18 protein-coding genes are annotated in these 17,254 nt (G+C 33.4%); 3 read left to right on the plus strand and 15 right to left on the minus strand.

Annotated elements, in window-relative coordinates; all coding sequences use genetic code 11:
• Nucleotides 1–116: 116 nt before the first annotated feature.
• The 9 genes from ACFFGL_RS01355 to ACFFGL_RS01395 all read right to left on the minus strand — a co-directional run bounded on the left by ACFFGL_RS01355 (nucleotide 117) and on the right by ACFFGL_RS01395 (nucleotide 9,475).
• A complete protein-coding gene (locus tag ACFFGL_RS01355) occupies nucleotides 117–935 on the minus strand; it encodes an enoyl-ACP reductase FabI (protein WP_309727230.1) in 819 nt (272 codons plus the stop codon).
• Between the two features lie 47 nt (nucleotides 936–982).
• Nucleotides 983–2,635, minus strand: coding sequence for a DNA repair protein RecN (gene recN, locus ACFFGL_RS01360; RefSeq protein WP_309727231.1), 1,653 nt, complete (start codon nucleotides 2,633–2,635; stop codon nucleotides 983–985).
• A 71-nt stretch (nucleotides 2,636–2,706) separates the two neighbouring features.
• A complete protein-coding gene (gene porD, locus ACFFGL_RS01365; protein ID WP_309727232.1) occupies nucleotides 2,707–3,600 on the minus strand; it encodes a type IX secretion system protein PorD in 894 nt (297 codons plus the stop codon).
• A gap of 23 nt (nucleotides 3,601–3,623) precedes the next feature.
• Nucleotides 3,624–4,823 carry a bifunctional phosphopantothenoylcysteine decarboxylase/phosphopantothenate--cysteine ligase CoaBC gene (gene coaBC / locus ACFFGL_RS01370; protein ID WP_309727601.1) on the minus strand — a complete coding sequence of 400 codons (1,200 nt, stop codon included), beginning with the start codon at nucleotides 4,821–4,823 and terminating at the stop codon, nucleotides 3,624–3,626.
• Nucleotides 4,824–5,150, minus strand: a complete 327-nt coding sequence (locus ACFFGL_RS01375) for a DNA-directed RNA polymerase subunit omega (protein ID WP_309727233.1) — start codon at nucleotides 5,148–5,150, stop codon at nucleotides 4,824–4,826.
• A gap of 13 nt (nucleotides 5,151–5,163) precedes the next feature.
• A complete protein-coding gene (locus tag ACFFGL_RS01380) occupies nucleotides 5,164–5,976 on the minus strand; it encodes an outer membrane protein assembly factor BamD (protein WP_309727234.1) in 813 nt (270 codons plus the stop codon).
• Nucleotides 5,977–6,085: 109 nt separating this feature from the next.
• Nucleotides 6,086–6,961, minus strand: coding sequence for a 4-hydroxy-tetrahydrodipicolinate synthase (gene dapA, locus ACFFGL_RS01385; protein ID WP_309727235.1), 876 nt, complete (start codon nucleotides 6,959–6,961; stop codon nucleotides 6,086–6,088).
• A 4-nt stretch (nucleotides 6,962–6,965) separates the two neighbouring features.
• A complete protein-coding gene (locus ACFFGL_RS01390) occupies nucleotides 6,966–7,475 on the minus strand; it encodes a DUF6913 domain-containing protein (protein WP_309727236.1) in 510 nt (169 codons plus the stop codon).
• Nucleotides 7,476–7,615: 140 nt separating this feature from the next.
• Entirely contained in the window at nucleotides 7,616–9,475 is a 1,860-nt protein-coding gene (locus ACFFGL_RS01395) for a M61 family metallopeptidase (protein WP_309727237.1), read from the minus strand.
• A gap of 161 nt (nucleotides 9,476–9,636) precedes the next feature.
• Between ACFFGL_RS01395 and ACFFGL_RS01400 the strand changes: the two genes are divergently transcribed.
• From ACFFGL_RS01400 to ACFFGL_RS01410, 3 genes are read left to right on the plus strand one after another with little or no spacing between them, the layout of a single operon-like run.
• Nucleotides 9,637–10,392, plus strand: a complete 756-nt coding sequence (locus ACFFGL_RS01400) for a 5'-nucleotidase (RefSeq protein WP_309727238.1) — start codon at nucleotides 9,637–9,639, stop codon at nucleotides 10,390–10,392.
• Between the two features lies 1 nt (nucleotide 10,393).
• Complete coding sequence (locus tag ACFFGL_RS01405) at nucleotides 10,394–11,308, plus strand: bifunctional metallophosphatase/5'-nucleotidase (RefSeq protein ID WP_309727239.1); 915 nt, start codon at nucleotides 10,394–10,396, stop codon at nucleotides 11,306–11,308.
• A 19-nt stretch (nucleotides 11,309–11,327) separates the two neighbouring features.
• Nucleotides 11,328–11,783, plus strand: a complete 456-nt coding sequence (locus ACFFGL_RS01410) for a hypothetical protein (protein ID WP_309727240.1) — start codon at nucleotides 11,328–11,330, stop codon at nucleotides 11,781–11,783.
• Between the two features lie 10 nt (nucleotides 11,784–11,793).
• Here the strand turns inward: ACFFGL_RS01410 and ACFFGL_RS01415 are convergent, their stop codons facing one another.
• The 6 genes from ACFFGL_RS01415 to ACFFGL_RS01440 all read right to left on the minus strand — a co-directional run bounded on the left by ACFFGL_RS01415 (nucleotide 11,794) and on the right by ACFFGL_RS01440 (nucleotide 17,251).
• The gene (locus tag ACFFGL_RS01415; protein WP_309727241.1) at nucleotides 11,794–12,399 is read right to left on the minus strand and encodes a CDP-alcohol phosphatidyltransferase family protein; all 606 of its coding nucleotides are present in this window, start codon (nucleotides 12,397–12,399) and stop codon (nucleotides 11,794–11,796) included.
• Nucleotides 12,400–12,421: 22 nt separating this feature from the next.
• Nucleotides 12,422–14,419: an NAD-dependent DNA ligase LigA gene (gene ligA, locus ACFFGL_RS01420; protein WP_309727242.1), complete on the minus strand. Its 1,998-nt coding sequence runs from the start codon at nucleotides 14,417–14,419 to the stop codon at nucleotides 12,422–12,424.
• Between the two features lie 12 nt (nucleotides 14,420–14,431).
• Nucleotides 14,432–15,112: a VOC family protein gene (locus tag ACFFGL_RS01425; protein WP_309727243.1), complete on the minus strand. Its 681-nt coding sequence runs from the start codon at nucleotides 15,110–15,112 to the stop codon at nucleotides 14,432–14,434.
• A 157-nt stretch (nucleotides 15,113–15,269) separates the two neighbouring features.
• Complete coding sequence (locus ACFFGL_RS01430) at nucleotides 15,270–15,878, minus strand: LOG family protein (RefSeq protein ID WP_309727244.1); 609 nt, start codon at nucleotides 15,876–15,878, stop codon at nucleotides 15,270–15,272.
• Nucleotides 15,879–15,906: 28 nt separating this feature from the next.
• Nucleotides 15,907–16,764, minus strand: a complete 858-nt coding sequence (gene prmC / locus ACFFGL_RS01435) for a peptide chain release factor N(5)-glutamine methyltransferase (protein ID WP_309727245.1) — start codon at nucleotides 16,762–16,764, stop codon at nucleotides 15,907–15,909.
• Nucleotide 16,765: 1 nt separating this feature from the next.
• Nucleotides 16,766–17,251 carry a GNAT family N-acetyltransferase gene (locus ACFFGL_RS01440; RefSeq protein ID WP_309727246.1) on the minus strand — a complete coding sequence of 162 codons (486 nt, stop codon included), beginning with the start codon at nucleotides 17,249–17,251 and terminating at the stop codon, nucleotides 16,766–16,768.
• Nucleotides 17,252–17,254: the final 3 nt, after the last annotated feature.

A 17,254-nucleotide genomic window follows, 5' to 3' on the forward strand; every position in this document is an offset into this window, starting at 1 on the left:
TATAGTTAATTATCTCAATAAAATCGGCACAATTTATAAAATTATGTTTAAGTATCAAAAAAACCGCTTTTAAGCGGTTTTTAAATTTATTGTAATTAAAGATTTAAGTTTATTATTTATTTTTCCTTAACAAAACTTTCCATTACTTTTTGACTTACGCCCATATTAGAGAATCCGCCGTCGTTATAAAGATTTTGTAAAGTCACTTTTCGTGTTAAATCTGAAAATAAGGTTAAGGTATAATCTGCACATTCTTGCGCTGTTGCATTTCCTAAAGGGGACATTTCATCGGCATAAGCTATAAAACCATCAAATCCTTTTACGCCTTGTCCAGCTGTAGTTGGCGTTGGTGATTGTGAAATTGTATTTACGCGTACTTTCTTTTCGCTTCCGAAGAAATAACCAAAACTTCTTGCTATGGACTCTAAGTAAGCTTTATTATCTGCCATATCATTATAGTCTGGAAAAACACGTTGTGCTGCCATATATGTAAGCGCAACTATACTTCCCCATTCATTCATCGCGTCTTTTTTATAAAGCACTTGCATTGTTTTATGAAAAGAAACTGCAGAAACATCCCAACCTTTTTCAGTATAAGCATAATTCATGTCGGTGTAATGATTTCCTTTTCTCACATTTACAGACATTCCTATGGAATGAAGTACAAAATCAAGCTTACCGCCTAATATTTCGGTTGCTTTTTCAACTAGATTTTCTAAATCTTCTACTTTAGTGGCATCAGCAGGAATTATTTCTGCGCCGGTTTTTTCTGCTAATTTCTTAATAGAACCCATTCGCATTGCTATAGGAGCATTTGTTAATACAAACGAACCGCCTTCTTCATGCACGCGTTCTGCAGTTTTCCAAGCAATAGAATTTTCATCTAATGCGCCAAATATAATTCCTCTTTTTCCTTTTAGTAGGTTGTAAGCCATAGTTTATTATTTAGTAAGTTGATGCGGTAAAGATAATAAAACAAATCTTAGTTCAGCAAGGCTTTTGCGTGGGCAATTGCAGAATCTGAATTTTGTTTTCCGCCGAGCATTTCTGCTAATTCTTGAATTCTATCTTTTTCTTCTAATGTTAAAATATTTGTTGTAGTCGCTTCGGTACCTGCTTTTTTGTAAACCTTTAAATGCTGGTTTCCTTTCGCAGCAATTTGAGGTAAATGGGTAATTGCGATAACTTGTAAATCTTTTCCCATTTCACTCATTATATTCCCCATTTTCTGAGCGATTTCTCCAGAAACTCCAGTATCAATTTCATCGAAAATTATAGTAGGTAATTGACTGTAACTTGCTAAAATACTTTTTATAGCCAGTGTAATTCTTGAAAGCTCTCCTCCACTCGCGGCTTTTTTTAAACTTGAAAAATTTCCTCCTTTGTTTGCCGCCAGTTTCCATTCCATTTCGTCGGTTCCTAGAGAAGTGAAATTTTCTGAAAGCTCAAGTTCTATTTTTAAACGCGCTTCAGGCATTCCTAATTCTTTTAAAATCGCTTCAATTTGTTTGATGAATGTAGGAATTGCTTTTTTTCGTTTTTCAAATAAATTTTTTCCTTTTAAAAGGACTTCTTTTTTTGCTTCGGAAATTTCTTGTTGAATTCGTTCTAAATTCTCTTCGCTATTTTCTGAAGCTTCAACTTTTTCTTGTAAATCTTGTTGAATTTCTAATAATTCTGAAACAGAATCGGTTTGATGTTTTTTCTGAATATTATATAGTTTCTGAAGTTTTTCATTAATATATTCTAATCGCTCGGGATCGTCTTCAACATTATCTTGTAACCGCTCTGCTTCTACCGAAATATCTTCCAGTTCTACTAAAACGCTTTGTATTCTTTCAAACAAACTCGCGTATTTTTCACCAAAATCTTCAATAGCTTGTAAGCGCGATTTTATTTCCTGAATTCGTTCTAAAGCCCCAATTTCTTCTTGTTGTAAATTAAAAACTACTGCCGAAAGATTTTCTTTCAATAATTCTACATTATTTAAGGCTTGTGATTCGGCTTCTAATTCTTCTTGCATTCCTTCAACCAATTGTGCTTCTTCTAATTCTTTTAAAAGAAATAGATTATAATCATAGGTCGCAGCAACTTCTTGTTGTTCCTGTTTAAGGTTTTCAAGCTTTTTTTGTAGCTGAAGGTGATTTTTATAAGAACTTTTGTAATTTTTTAATAATTCTTCTGTTTCCGCTAAGGCATCAATTACGCTATATTGGTAATTGCTATCACCGATAAATAAAGTTTCATGTTGACTATGAATATCGACTAACTGATTTCCTAAAACACCTAGTTTTTGCAAAGTTACCGGTGTATCGTTTATAAAAGCTCGGGATTTTCCAGAAGGCAAAATTTCTCTTCGAATTATAGTTTGGTCTTCATAATCCAATTCTTCTTTGTCGAAAAGCTTTTGCAACTTATAATCTTCAATAGAAAAAATACCTTCAACAATACATTTTTTAGCTGAATTTCGAATAGCACTTAAATCGGCTCTTTTTCCTAAAAGTAACGATAAAGCTCCAAGAAGAATAGATTTTCCGGCTCCGGTTTCTCCTGTAATGGTAGTAAAACCATTTTTTAATTGAATGTGAACGTCTTCAATTAAAGCGAAATTTTTTATGGTTAATGAAGTAAGCAAATTTTTCTGTAATTTTTAATGTAAATATACGGGGGAAATTTTTGCTTTCCACATCAAAATAGAAAAGAAAATTAATAGGTGATTTTACTCCATTCTTTACTGTAAAGTGGAGCCATACTATTTAAATTATTTACCACTTCTTTTATAGAAACCGAAGGACCGCCACTAAAAATACTTTTAATTTCGTTAGATTTCGCGTCGAAAAAGCTTCGTAACAATACAGAATTTGGTCGCTGGTTATTTACCTCGCGCAACATCTGTATACTTTCTACAATTTTCTTTTTTCCTTCTTCTAAATCTGAATGAAAAACATCTAAACCTTCGCGATGATACGTATAAAGTGCTTCACGATATTTAGAAAAATTATTCGATAATAAATCTGAATTAATTTTAAAGCGAGAGCTATTTCCATCACTTGCACGCCAACCTTGGTTACTACTTTGTTGCGCGGTGTTTACAATTAAACGTGCTTCTTCGTGATATTTTTGTCCGCCAAGTGGTGAAAATGTATCAGCATCTAAACCTAAAATTGTATAAATATAAAAACTAATCGTTGAAACAAGATTAGAGCTGAATGTATTTTGATTATAATTTAAGCGCTGAAATTCTGTATAGGTAAAGTTAAACTGATTATCCTTAAAATTGAAAATTGGCGAACTGGTAGTTGATCCAAAAATTGGTCGTGAGGATTGTACTTGTATTGTTGCCTTGAAATTATTAGAATTATACTCGGTTACATTTATAAAAATGCTACAATTAATACGTTGGTGATTTTCAAGATCTAATTTTGTCCAATTATTTTCATTCACGAATTCCTGAAGCGAAGTTTGCAACGTATTAAAAATAGAAAGTTGCGTGTTCCCCGTTTGTTGTGCCGCTACTTGAATCTGACAATTAATTTCTTGTGCAGAAGCCAATCGCACCACAGAAACAAAAAATATAACACCTAATAAAAATTTCTTCATTCTAGCTTTATTTATTGACTAAGTTACAAAACTCGCTCCACAATTTCTTGAATAATATCTACGGCAACTTCTTGTTTGCTTTTCAGTGGAAGATTTTTCACTTCGTTTTCACTTACAATTTTCACTTTATTAGTGTCTTTTTTAAAACCTGCTCCTTTATCATTTAAAGAATTCAGTACAATAAAATCTAAATTCTTTTTTTCCAGCTTTTCACGCGCGTAGATTAGTTCATTTTCAGTTTCCAAAGCAAAACCTACCAAAAACTGATGCGTTTTTTGTTCACCAAGCGATTTTAAGATATCCGGATTTTTTTCCAATTCAATGGTAAGATTTTCTTCCGCTTTTTTAATTTTTTGATCCGCAATCTTTTTCGCTTTATAATCTGAAACAGCTGCCGCTGCAATAACAATATCGGTTTCAGCATAAAATTCATGAACCTTATTAAACATTTCTTGCGCAGAAGTAACTTGAATCAATTTAATCGATGAATTTGAAAGCGACAAAGCTGTAGGACCGCTCACCAAAATAACCTCAGCACCTTGTTTTGCAGCTTCTTCAGCTAACGCATAACCCATTTTTCCGCTAGAATGATTTCCTATAAAACGTACTGGATCGATTGCTTCATATGTTGGTCCTGCAGTAATTAAAACTTTTTTTCCGAAAAGCGGCGCATTCTTTTTTAAATCGTTTTCTATAAACGAAATTATTTCTTCGGGTTCTGCCATTCTTCCTTCTCCGCTTAAACCGCTGGCTAATTCACCAGAACCTACGGGAATCATTTTATCTCCGAAAGACTCTAATTTCTGAATACTTTCTTTTGTGGAAGAATGTTTGTACATATCCAAATCCATCGCGGGAGCAAAATAAACCGGACATTTTGCTGAAAGATAAGTGGCTAAAAGAAAATTATCACTATGGCCATTTGCCATTTTAGAAAGCGTGTTAGCCGTAGCCGGCGCAATAAGCATGTAATCTGCCCAAAGCGCTAATTCTACGTGATTATTCCATACTTCACCTTCTTCTTCGGTAAAACTGGAAATCACTTCATTTTTTGATAACGTGGAAAGGGAAAGTGGTGTTACAAATTGCTTTGCATCGGAAGTCATCACTACTTTAACTTGCGCGCCGGCTTTTACAAACAAGCGCACAAGATAAGTAGTCTTATAAGCGGCAATACCGGCTGTGATGCCTAAAAGTATATTTTTGCCGCTCAACATCATTATTTACTCTTCAGAAGTTTTGGTGTTTCTGTAGTAAATTTTGTTTTCTAACCACTCTTGTACCGCTAGCGATTGTGGTTTTGGTAAACGCTCATAAAATTTAGAAACCTCAATTTGTTCTTTATTTTCGAAAATTTCGTCTAAGCTATCGTTATACGTAGCAAATTCGTCTAATTTTTCTAATAATTCTTTTTTGATTTCTGTATTTATTTGGCTTGCTCTTTTTGAAATAATAGAGATTGCTTCGTAAATATTATCGGTAGGAGCATCTACCTTATTTTTGTCGATTGTGGTGGTTGTCACCGGCGCTTCTGTTTTCTTTAAATCCATAACCATATATAACTTAAAAGTTCTTTAAACGTTGATTGATATCTGCTGAAATTTCTGATGCTTTTGTTGAAAATTCGCCTTCAGCATAATATTTCTCATAATCTTCATAATATTCGCTGGCTGTTTCCAGACGTTCTTCTACTAAATACTGATAACTGTTTATCGCCAATAAATAAGCGGCATCTAATTTATGAAAATACGCACTTTCAATATATTTTGAACCGGGGTAGCTTTCAATAAAATTATCCATCGCCGCGATGCTAGCTTTGTAATCTTCGATGTGATAATATTGTCTTGCTATCTCAAAGGCTTTTTTCTCTAATTTTTCACGTAATTCTGATAGCAACGTATTTGCTTCAGCTACATTTTCTCCATCTGGATAACGTGTAATATAATCTTGTAATTTTTCGATTCCTTTATACGTTTCTGTTTGGTCTAAACTGTAACGCGGCGAAACGTAGTAATAACTTTTAGCTGATTTAAAAGCGGCTTCTCCTGCTTTTTCACTTGTAGGATAGGCTTTTGTAAATCGTTCGAATTGGTAACCGGCATCAAAATAATCTTCTAACTGATAATAAGAATCTGCATAAATGAACGAAATTTTTTCTCCTTGCGGCGTTCCGCGATATTGCGGCAAAATTTGTTCTAATAACTGAAGCGTTTTTTTAAAGCGGTTGTTTTTTCCGGTTTCAAGTCCTTCTTCATAAAGTTTTACCGCCATTTCGTATTTTGGCTTTATCTCTTCATTTTTTAAGACTTTTTGATAGGGACTACAACTGCTTATTATTAAAGCAATTAAAATTACTACGCTACTTTTTCTCATCATAGTTAAAAACATCTGGCAAAAATACTGTATTCTATTGTATTATAAAAACTAAACCTTAGTTCGTTTACAACGGCAAGGCGAAAGTTTTAGTATTTCTATTTTTTTCATTTTAAAGCGAATCGATAAAAGCTTTTAGTTGTTTGCTTAAATTATCGCTGGCTTTTACTAAAGGTAACCTCACTTGATCTTCCGCTAGGTTTAGGTGTTTAAATACCGATTTAATTCCGGCGGGGTTTCCTTCAGCAAAAATCATATCGATCGCCGGCGCTATTTTGTAATGAATTTTATAAGCTTCATCTACTTTTCGTTCTAACCCTAATTTCACCATCGTAGAAAATTCTTTTGGAAAACCTTCTGCAATTACTGAAATTACTCCTGCTCCACCGGCTAAAACCATTGGTAAAGTAATCATATCGTCACCAGAAATTATTAAAAAATCGTCTGGCGTTTGTGCAATCATCTTCATGGCTTGGTCTATATTTCCGGCAGCTTCTTTTATTCCAACGATATTGCTGCAATCTTTTGCTAATCTCGCTACGGTTTCCGGCAACATATTTGAACCTGTTCTACCAGGAACGTTATACAAAATGACGGGTAACGGAGACGCTTGTGACACTTTTTTAAAATGTTGGTAAATTCCTTCTTGTGAAGGTTTACTGTAATATGGTGAAACTGAAAGAATTGCCTCGAAACCTTTTGTATCTTCTTCTTGAACTTGTTGGGTTACGGCTGCGGTATTGTTTCCACCAATTCCTAAAACTAACGGAATTCTACCCTTGGTTTCTTCAATAATAGTTTGTTTTACAATGCTTCTTTCATCGGCAGTTAGTGTTGCGTATTCACCTGTGGTTCCAAGCACAACAATGTAATCGATGCCGTTATCTATTTGAAAATTCACCAGTTTTTTTAATGCCGGAATATCTACTGAAAAATCTTCTTTAAATGGAGTGATTAACGCGACTCCGGTTCCTATTAATTTTTTCATCTTATTATAGATTTATAACTGATAAATATTTTTTTAATTCTTTTATAAAAACTTCACTTTCTTTAGGTTTTGCAGCAATATCTAAATCGTTTAAATTATTTTCTATCACGGGAAAACCTACTTTTAACTTCGCTTGCGTAAGCGCACTTAATAATAATAATTCTTGCGGTGCTTCTTCAAAATAATGAATTAGAAGATCGTAATTTTCTGCTTGAACTTTCTTCGCGTTGCTTTCTTCTTTCAATTTTCCATTCCACCCAAATTCTTTTTTAGTTGAAAATAAAACTTTTGAATTTTCTGCTGTTTTATCTTCTTTTGAAAAAACGAAGATTGAAAGTTGCTTTTCTTCTATTTCTAAAGCTGAAGCTAACCGAGAAATTTCTAAAAATTCAATATATTTTTCAGTAGTTAAAATTATTACTTTCTGAAGTGATTTTATAGAAACCGGTCGATGTGACGCCAAACCTTGCGCTACTTTTTTCTGAGCCGTATATTTTTTTAATTGCTGAAACATTTCCCGCTATTCTATAAGCGCAAATGTACGTTTTCTGTAGTGATTTTAATAATGATTTTTTAACAGGAATTCTTAAAGAAAATTCATAAAAAAAGCGGTATAAATTATACCGCTTTTTACTGAAATATTATAGCTGATAATTAGTTTTTTAACCAAGCTTTTCTCAACTCTACACGCGGATCATTTTCCGGTAAATCCATTTCATGCAGTGATGTTTTAGTATCTGTAGGTTGTTTTGCTGTTGCGCTTAACTTCATTTCTTCGCCGTCACGTTCAACCGTCATGATGATTTCATCTCCTTCTTTCCAGCCGTTTGATGCCACAATAAGTCCGTAAACATTATCGATATTATAGGCTGTTCCGTTTATGGTTTTAATTACATCGCCAGCTTTTACACCTAAATCTTTTAAGAATGAATTATAGCTGATTCCGTTTCTAAAATAAAGTTCGTTGGTTTCAGGTTTTCCATCAATGTAAGGTTCTTGACCTTTTAATAAATAACCGGTATTCATTTCAGTTTGCTTCTCTTCTATTCCAACTTTCGCAAAGAATTGATCATAAGGAATTGGAGTTTCTCCGCTTACATATTTATCGAAAAAAGTCTGAATTTCAGGATAGGTTAATTTCACGATCGCAGGAATTAAATCTTTATCTTCAAAAGGTTTATTTTTTCCGTATTTGTCGCTTAATTTTTTCATTAAGTCTAAAATACCCATTTCGCCGTTGCTTAATTCGCGTAAGCGAATATCTAACGCCATTCCGATTAAAGCTCCTTTTTGATAAACATTATAGTAACTGTCTTCGTATTCTTCTTCAAGAATATTTTTACTCATTACGGTAAATGGCATGGTATCATCAAACTGTTTTGAAGTTTGAATTTTATCTGACATTCTATCGTAAAATGCTTGATTATCGATTAACCCTTGATTTACTTGAAATAAATTTGCAAAATATTCTGTTACACCCTCATACATCCATAAATGCTCAGACATTTTTGGGTCGTTATAATCGAAATAATGTACTTCTTTAGAGTGAACGCTTAGCGGCGTAATAATGTGGAAAAATTCATGAGAAACCACATCTTTCATCGTTTCGTTAAGCTGTGCTAATTGCATACTTTCCGGCAAAACTACAGTTGTTGAAGTGTGGTGTTCTAACGCGCCAAAACCTCTTGCATCAGGATTTTGAACATCAGATAAATACAACAAAATAGCATAAACATTGGTGTTGTTTATTTCACCTAAAAATTGTTTTTGTGCATTTAGCATTTCTTCTAACTTCGGACGAATATCGTTTACATCATAAACATTGTTAGGAGAATAAACACTCAATTTTACCTTCATTCCCTGTAACTGGAAACTTGTAGTGTCTGGTTCCGCGTACATAATCGGGTGATCGGTTACTTGAAAATAACGATCTACCGAATATTCATCGGTTACATAATCTTCAGTGGGTGTGCTAATTTTATTTAGCGAAGTTCCTCCAATTAAATTTTCAGGTCTTCTGATGGAAAGTTTATAAGGATTTTCAGATTTGCCTTCAAAATATCCTACAAAACCGTGTAAATTCAGCATAAAGTTTTTACCGGCAGTTATATTTGTTCCCGCTGGAGAAAAAACGCCTTCTTCGCCTTCAATATCATAGGTATCGTTTACCCAATAGGTAATTTTATCGAACTCTTTAGCATTATTAATTTTCCATGAATTCTCATCAATTTTCGTAACGCTTAATTCATTTCCATCGTAATCTAAAGCTTTTACATTTTCAATAAACTTTCCGTAATTATCGGTAGAATAAGTTCCAGGAACGGTTTTAGGAATGTAAAAAGTTGTTTCCTCGGTAGTAAATTTTCCGGGATCAACCGTTACCATTACTTTGTCGTCTTCAACATTTACTAAATCTAGATTAGCGTGAATTAATTTGTCTTTTCCGGTGTTTTGAGTTGACTTACAACCAATTAAAGTCAGCGCAAAAGCCGCCGCATAAATTATCTTTTTCATAAAACATTTTTTGTTATTCAATGAGACTGTAAACTTATGAGTTTGTTACAAACTAAACTTATTTTTTTATCATTAATAAATCTTAAAATTTACGAGAAGGAATTATTTCAGCTAAGGAGGCAAAAAATCTATTCTTACCTTTGTGATGAAAATTATTTCAGATGAAAAAAATATTTTTTTACACACTTCTTCTGCTAATCGGCGTTAGTTGTAAAGAAGAAAATTTAAAGGTTTCTAAAATTACAGGCGAACAAATTGCAATCGATACTTCGTTAACTTCCAACGAATCTTTAGACGAATTTATAGCGCCTTTTGCTGAAAATATTGAAAAAGAAATGAATTCGGTTTTAGCTTACGCGGCTTATGATTTGGATAAAACCGACGGAAAATTTAATACAGCAATTGGAAATATGGAAGCCGACGCTGTTAAAGAAATGCTGAACCCGATTCTACTAAAACGTATAAACGATACGCTTGATGCCGTGCTATTAAATTATGGCGGAATTCGATCTACCATCGCCAAAGGAAAAATTACCACCAAAACCGCTTACGATATTATGCCGTTTGAAAATGAAGCCGTAGTAGTTCAACTTAACGCAAACACAATACGAGCTCTTTTTAATTATTTAGCTGAAAATAAAGTCGCGCATCCTATCGCTGGAATGCAACTTATTTTAAAAGAAAATGGAGAAATCGAGAAAGCCTTAGTCCAAAACAAACCCTTAGATTCCACCAAAAATTACCTCATCGCAACTAATAATTATTTGCAACAAGGTGGAGATAATATGGATTTTTTCAGCAAAGCCGACACGATTTACGAAATGGATTATAAACTGCGGAATTTATTTATCGATTACTTTAAAAAGCACGATACTATCGCGCCAAAAAGAGATGAACGTTTTATAAAATTAAATTAAGATGAAAAGAAGAAATTTTATACAAACTACCACCGCAGCAGGAATTTTAACAGGCGTTGCAGGTTTTCCATTACTTTCATCATTCACAGCGGCAAAGCCGAAGAAAAAAATTACAATTTTACACACCAACGATGTTCATAGTCATATAGAACCATTTCCGGCTTCTCACGCCAAGTATCCAAATTTAGGTGGTGTTTCACGTAGATTTACGCTTATCGATAAAATTCGAAAAGAAAACCCGAATACGCTTTTACTCGATGCAGGAGATATTTTTCAAGGGACGCCTTTTTTTAATTTCTACGGCGGTGAAATTGAATTCAAATTGATGAGCAAACTTAAATACGATGCCGCAACATTAGGAAATCACGATTTCGATAATGGAATTGAAGGTTTATTAAAACAACTTCCCAATGCTGAGTTCAGTTTTGTAAATTCAAATTATAATTTTAAAAACACCGCTTTAAATGGGAAAATAAAAAATTACCAAGTTTTCAAAAAAGAAGGAATAAAGATTGGAGTTTTTGGACTCGGAATTGAACTCGAAGGTTTAGTCAGTAAAAAAAATTATAAAGAAACTGAATATTTAAATCCTGTTGAAATTGCTCAGGAAACGGTGAAAACCTTAAAAGAAAATGAAAAATGCGATCTTGTAATTTGTCTTTCACATTTAGGCTATCATTACGATTCCGCTAAAATTGATGACTTAAAACTGGCTTCGCAAACCAAAAATATCGATTTAATTATTGGCGGTCACACCCATACTTTTTTACCAAAACCCACGATTACCAAAAACGCTGAAGACAAAAATGTACTCGTAAATCAAGTCGGTTGGGCAGGAATAAATTTAGGGAGAATCGATTTCTATTTCGATGAAGAAAATAATATTTCTGCGGAAGGTGCTACAATTTTGGTTTAAAACTTAACCAACCTTAAAAATGACTTTAGCGGAATATATAAAGAAAAGAAATGGTGTTGCGACGGGAAGTTCTAAATCTTTACCAAATAACCTTTACCGTTCGTTGGGCGCAAAAAACTTTTCTACTTTCTGGAATTATTGGAATCCGATTTTCGGTTTTTACTTAGGAAAATACATTTTCAAACCCTTAAAAAAGGTTTTTCCTGTTGCTATAGCTTTGCTATTTACTTTTATTTTTTGTGGATTGATTCACGATATCGTCACCATAATTTTCCGCGGAAAAACTTCATTTTTCTTCAGCATTTGGTTCTTTCTAATGGGAATTGCAGTTTTAATAACCAAACATTTAAAACATAATTTTTCACTCCAAAATTGGATAATTCGAGCGATAGCCAATGTAAGTATAATCGGAATTTGCTTCTTGCTAACTTTTTATCTTACTAAATATTTAGTTTTAGAAGAAAATCTATTTTAGAAGAAAAAAATTAATCATTAAATAATTTATTCTTTTTTATCGGAATTCCTTTATTCAACTTTGAAACTGCTATAATTGAAGGAACATCGGTAGTCCATTTTTTTAGGAAAATAATGATAAATAAAATTTCTAATCGGGAAATAATTCCTAAAACTACACAAATAAAAAATGGAATAAAACTCGACGAATTTAATGTTAAATCAACTAAAAAAGTAACTAACGAAAGTGTCCAGATTTTTGCTAGTAAAGAATGTGTCGCAATCGATTTCTTGAATTTAAAATAACTCCAAACATAAGTTGCTAGTTCTAAAATTACAATCGCTAAAATCCAAGCTAGATTCTCAATAATAAAAACTTGATTCGCATAAAAAACTGAAGCAATAACTACAATCCAAAAAAATTGATCGACATTAGAATCTAGTATTCTTAATTTTTCTGAAGAAACGTTCCACTTTCGTGCTAAAATTCCATCGAAAACATCGGTAAGCAAACCTAAAATCATCAGCGAAACAATATAAATTGAAGCATTTTCAATCGATAAAAAAGTCATTACTCCTATAATAATAGCAAGTAAAATTCTACTATAAATGAGAATAAATGGTATTTTTTTCAGCATAGAATCAAACGTTTCTTTATTTTTATTTTAAGATCATTTCTAAAAATTCTGCTTCAGAAATAATTGTTGTTCCTACTTTTTCGGCTTTGGCTAATTTACTCGGACCCATATTTTCACCGGCGACTAAATAAGTTGTTTTCGCTGAAATTGATCCCGTTACTTTTCCGCCGTTATCTTCAATTAATTTCTTAAGGTCTTTTCTTGAAACTTGCTCAAAAACACCGGAAATCACAAATGTATTTCCTGAAAGTTTATCGGTTTGCCCGGCTAGATCTTCTTCAGAAATTTGCAGTTGAAGTCCGTAATTTTTTAACCGCTCAATTAATTTTCTGTTTTTCTCGATACTGAAAAAATCAACTACACTTTCGGCAATTTTTTCTCCGATTTCATCTACATTTTCTAAATCTTCTTGACTCGCATTTTCAATCGCTTCAATGGTTTTGTAATGTTTGGCAAGCTTTTTTGCAACGGTTTCGCCGACATAGCGAATTCCTAAAGCGAATAAAACACGCTCAAATGGAATTTCTTTTGATTGCTGAATTCCATTGATTAAATTTTCAGCCGATTTTTCTGCCATTCGCTCTAATGGAAGAATTTGCTCTTTTTTCAATTCATATAAATCAGCATAATTTTCAATCAATTTTTCATTGACCAACAATGCAACCGTTTCGCCACCTAAACCTTCAATATCCATTGCTTTTCGCGAAATAAAATGCTGAATTCTACCAATAATTTGTGGTGGACAACCCGTAGCATTTAAGCAATAATGCAGTGCTTCGCCTTCATTTCTAACTAATTCTGTATCGCATTCAGGACAAGTTTCAATATAGTTTGTTGGTTCAGAATTTGGGTCGCGCTGTTTAAAATCTACCCCAATAATCTTCGGGATAATTTCACCGCCTTTTTCAACAAAAACAGTATCGCCTTCGCGAACATCCAGTTTTTCGATCTGGTCGGCATTATGCAAGGAAGCGCGTTTTACAACCGTTCCGGCTAATTGTACCGGTTTTAAATTTGCAACAGGCGTAATTGCTCCTGTTCTACCGACTTGATAGGTGATTTTCTCTAAAATAGTGGAAACTTGTTCGGCTTTAAATTTATACGCCATCGCCCAACGCGGCGATTTTGCGGTAAATCCTAATTCTTCTTGTTGTTGCAGATTGTTGACTTTTACCACTACCCCGTCGGTTTCGTAAGGTAAATCGTGCCGATGCTCGTCCCAATAATTTACATACGCCATAACTTCATCGGTTGTTTTTGCCAATTCTGCTTCCGAAGGAACTTTAAATCCCCATTCTCTAGCTTTTTGTAAACCTTCAAATTGTGTAGTAAATGGTAAATTTTCACCGGCTAAACTATACAATAAACAGTCCAGCGGACGCTTAGCAACTTCGGCGCTATCTTGTAATTTTAAACTTCCTGAAGCTGTATTTCTAGGATTCGCGTAAGGTTCTTCGCCTTGCTCTACTCGTTCTGCGTTCATTTTCGCAAAACCTTCGTAAGGCAATACAATTTCACCACGAATATCGAAACGTTGTGGAAAATCTCCTTTTAATTTTAACGGAACCGAACGAATGGTTTTTACATTACTGGTCACATCATCACCTTGAATTCCATCCCCTCGTGTTACAGCTTTTACCAATTCGCCATTTTCATAGGTTAGACTAATCGATGCGCCATCATATTTTAATTCGCAGGTATAATTTACTTCGCCATCGACTAATTTTTTAATTCTAATTTCCCAATCTTCCAATTCTTCTTTTGAATACGAATTAGAAAGCGAATACATTCGATAATCGTGAACTACTGTTTCAAAATTTTTCGTCACCGCTCCTCCAACTCGTAAGGTCGGAGAATTAGCGTCGTAAAATTCGGGATGTTTTGCTTCAAGTTCCTGTAATTCTTTCAATTTCATATCGAAATCGTAATCAGAAATTTCAGGCTGATCTAGTACGTAATAGTTGTAATTATGTTCTTGTAATTCTTCTCGAAGGGAAATTATTTTTTGGTCGATATTCATAAAAGTAAATAGCTAGCAAACAGTTAAAATGTTATTTTTAAAGGAAAATTGATACGTATTTTTTGCTTGTTCAAATTGAAGTTGAAATAGAGAAGCAAAAGCTTTATCATTTGTGGGGAACCAATCTTTTTTATTTTTGTTGATGCTTATGATTAAACCTTCATCATCGCCAATAGCACAAAATTTTTCGAGATCGCCGCTGTATTTTTTCAGTTGAAAATTATCAGCTAAAAAATTAAACGCAGATTGAACTTCATCGGTAGCCAAACCGATTTCTGCAATACCTAGAATTTGAGTTGAACTGAATTTGTCATGCTGAACTTGATTCAGCATCTCATCAAAAAGCTTTTCTCTCGAAATAAATTCTAAAATATTAAAATCTTTATCGTAAAAATAAGTCGATTTTGCATTCCAACTGCTGAAGTCGATGATTTCATCCTCTTCAAAACATTGGATTTCCACACGCTTTTTTAACCAATTTACCGATTCTTCAATTTTTTTCGGCGGAATATGAAACGTAATATGATAAGGCGTAAATTCTGAAGATTTTTCTAAGATTAATTTTGAATAACCTATAGCTATTTCAGCTTCCGTTTCTTTTATTTTTCGAACAGGAAGTTCGAGTACTTCCCCAAAAAACCGAAGTTGTTCTGAAAAATTTTTACTTTTTATATGTAGCTTTTTTATTTTCATAAATATTTTAAACTCGCATTTCTCACCTTAAAACGACTATAGAAATTCTACTTTCGTCAACCTGAACTTGTTTCAGGTTCTCATAAGGATTTCGTAATTCAGTTAATGAGATTCTGAAATAAATTCAGAATGACGCTTTTTAAATAATTTAAAAAAATCATGTCTGCTCTTCGGTCATCCATTTTGGTTTTTCAAGCGGCTCGAATTCGTGCATTTTTTTAATTAAATCTTCAATTTCATCTGAAACTACAAGCAATTCCATATTTTCAGGATTCAGTAAACCTTTGGTCATCATGGTGTTCATCATCGATAACAAGTCGTTATAATAACCTTCACAATTCAACAAACCGATTGGCTTTTGGTGCAATCCTAATTGCGCCCAGGTTAAGATTTCAAAAAACTCTTCAAAAGTTCCAAAACCACCAGGGAGCATAATAAATCCATCGCTAATTTCGTGGATTTTTAACTTTCGTTCGTGCATATCTTTGGTGGTAATTAATTCGGTTAAACCGGTATGAACAATTTCTTTTCGCTTTAAAAAATCGGGAATCACGCCAAAAACAATTCCGTCGTTTTCTAAAGCTCCTTTAGCGACCTGTCCCATTAAACCGAGTTTGCTTCCGCCATAAATTACATCGATATTTTTTTCGGCTAAAGATTTTCCTAATTTATAGGATTGCTGATAAATAAATTCATCGTTACCTTCGCTACTGGCGCAAAAAACCGCGATACTTTTAATATATTTTTCAGAATTAGCTGCACTCATTTTTAATAAGAATTTTGTTTCTATAAATTTACAAAGTTGCTTTACACATTCTATAATTTTCGTAAATATCTTTTTTCAATTCAATTTGCTGAAAACCTTCTTTTTGTAATAATTGCTTTAATTCTTCAGCTAAATATTGATTGATTTCAAAATATAAAGCGCCGTTTTCTGTCAATGCATTTTTAGCCAACTGCGCAATTTTTCTATAAAAAATTAACGGATCTTCATTATCTACATACAATGCAATTTCAGGTTCATAATCCAGCACATTTTTTTGCATTTGCTCTTTTTCCAGATTTCTAACGTAAGGCGGATTAGAGACAATTACCTCATATTTTTTCTCTAAGTCTTCGGTTACCAAAATATCTTGCTGAAAAAATGTAACCGAAACGTTATTGATTTTTGCATTCAATTTTGCCAATTCTATCGCTTTAGCGGAAATATCTATAGAACTCACATTCGCCTTCGGAAGTTCTTTTGCCAAACTAATTGGGATGCAACCGCTTCCGGTACCGATATCTAAAATCTTGAATGTTGAATTTTTTTCGGTTATTTTTTTTATATCTTGAATAATCCATTCGATTAATTCTTCGGTTTCGGGTCGTGGAATTAACACATTTCGATTCACTTTAAAAGGAAGTCCGTAAAATTCGGTATTCCCAATTATATACTGAATTGGTTCATGATTTTTTAATCGCTCTATCGCTTTAAAGAAAAGTTCCTTATTTTTTTCAGTAATTGTTGTATCGGAATTTAAAGCCACTTCTAAGCGATTCATTTTTAAATAAGCTTCGGTGAGCAAATAAAAAAACGATTCAATTTCTGTGGAAGGAAACGTATTTTGCAACGCATTTATAAACTCCAATTTTAATTGATTCAACTGCATTTTACAACTCTTTTAGCATCCAAACCGTACACGAAAAATGCCCGGTTGTTCCCATTCTGTAATCAACTTCTTGAAATCCGCTTTTTATATATAATTTTTTTGCGGCTTTCATAGTCGGCAAAGTTTCTAAATAGCATTTTTTATAAAAATTTTCTCTGGCAAAATGTAAACAAACGCCCATCATTTTTGCGCCAATTCCGCGACCGCGCGCTTCAGCAGAAAAATACATTTTTTGCAATTCGCAAACCGAATTTTCTTCTCCAGCCAAAGGGGCAATCCCGGCAGCACCAATTATTTTATTGTTTTCTTCCACTACAAAATATTCCATTCGCGCTGCTTGGTAGGTTTCAAACATTATATCGAGCGTTTCATCTTCATAAGCGGTGCCGACTTTTGGAGCGCCATTTTCTACCAAAACTTCACGAATAATCTTGGCTACAAACGGATTATCTTCTTTTTGTATCGGTCGTATAATTGGGTTGCTCATTGT

The organism is Mesonia maritima, assembly GCF_042433895.1.
GTDB lineage: Bacteria > Bacteroidota > Bacteroidia > Flavobacteriales > Flavobacteriaceae > Mesonia > Mesonia maritima.

Excerpts from the sequence above, each read along its gene's own strand:
- ligA (WP_309727242.1), bottom strand. The coding sequence starts at position 14,419 with ATGAATATCGACCAAAAAATAATTTCCCTTCGAGAAGAATTACAAGAA.
- ACFFGL_RS01405 (WP_309727239.1), top strand. The coding sequence starts at position 10,394 with ATGAAAAGAAGAAATTTTATACAAACTACCACCGCAGCAGGAATTTTA.
- ACFFGL_RS01400 (WP_309727238.1), top strand. The coding sequence starts at position 9,637 with ATGAAAAAAATATTTTTTTACACACTTCTTCTGCTAATCGGCGTTAGT.
- ACFFGL_RS01380 (WP_309727234.1), bottom strand. The coding sequence starts at position 5,976 with ATGATGAGAAAAAGTAGCGTAGTAATTTTAATTGCTTTAATAATAAGC.
- porD (WP_309727232.1), bottom strand. The coding sequence starts at position 3,600 with ATGAAGAAATTTTTATTAGGTGTTATATTTTTTGTTTCTGTGGTGCGA.
- ACFFGL_RS01430 (WP_309727244.1), bottom strand. The coding sequence starts at position 15,878 with ATGAGTGCAGCTAATTCTGAAAAATATATTAAAAGTATCGCGGTTTTT.
- ACFFGL_RS01410 (WP_309727240.1), top strand. The coding sequence starts at position 11,328 with ATGACTTTAGCGGAATATATAAAGAAAAGAAATGGTGTTGCGACGGGA.
- dapA (WP_309727235.1), bottom strand. The coding sequence starts at position 6,961 with ATGAAAAAATTAATAGGAACCGGAGTCGCGTTAATCACTCCATTTAAA.
- ACFFGL_RS01390 (WP_309727236.1), bottom strand. The coding sequence starts at position 7,475 with ATGTTTCAGCAATTAAAAAAATATACGGCTCAGAAAAAAGTAGCGCAA.
- ACFFGL_RS01355 (WP_309727230.1), bottom strand. The coding sequence starts at position 935 with ATGGCTTACAACCTACTAAAAGGAAAAAGAGGAATTATATTTGGCGCA.
- ACFFGL_RS01415 (WP_309727241.1), bottom strand. The coding sequence starts at position 12,399 with ATGCTGAAAAAAATACCATTTATTCTCATTTATAGTAGAATTTTACTT.
- prmC (WP_309727245.1), bottom strand. The coding sequence starts at position 16,764 with ATGCAGTTGAATCAATTAAAATTGGAGTTTATAAATGCGTTGCAAAAT.
- ACFFGL_RS01440 (WP_309727246.1), bottom strand. The coding sequence starts at position 17,251 with ATGAGCAACCCAATTATACGACCGATACAAAAAGAAGATAATCCGTTT.
- ACFFGL_RS01375 (WP_309727233.1), bottom strand. The coding sequence starts at position 5,150 with ATGGATTTAAAGAAAACAGAAGCGCCGGTGACAACCACCACAATCGAC.
- ACFFGL_RS01395 (WP_309727237.1), bottom strand. The coding sequence starts at position 9,475 with ATGAAAAAGATAATTTATGCGGCGGCTTTTGCGCTGACTTTAATTGGT.
- ACFFGL_RS01425 (WP_309727243.1), bottom strand. The coding sequence starts at position 15,112 with ATGAAAATAAAAAAGCTACATATAAAAAGTAAAAATTTTTCAGAACAA.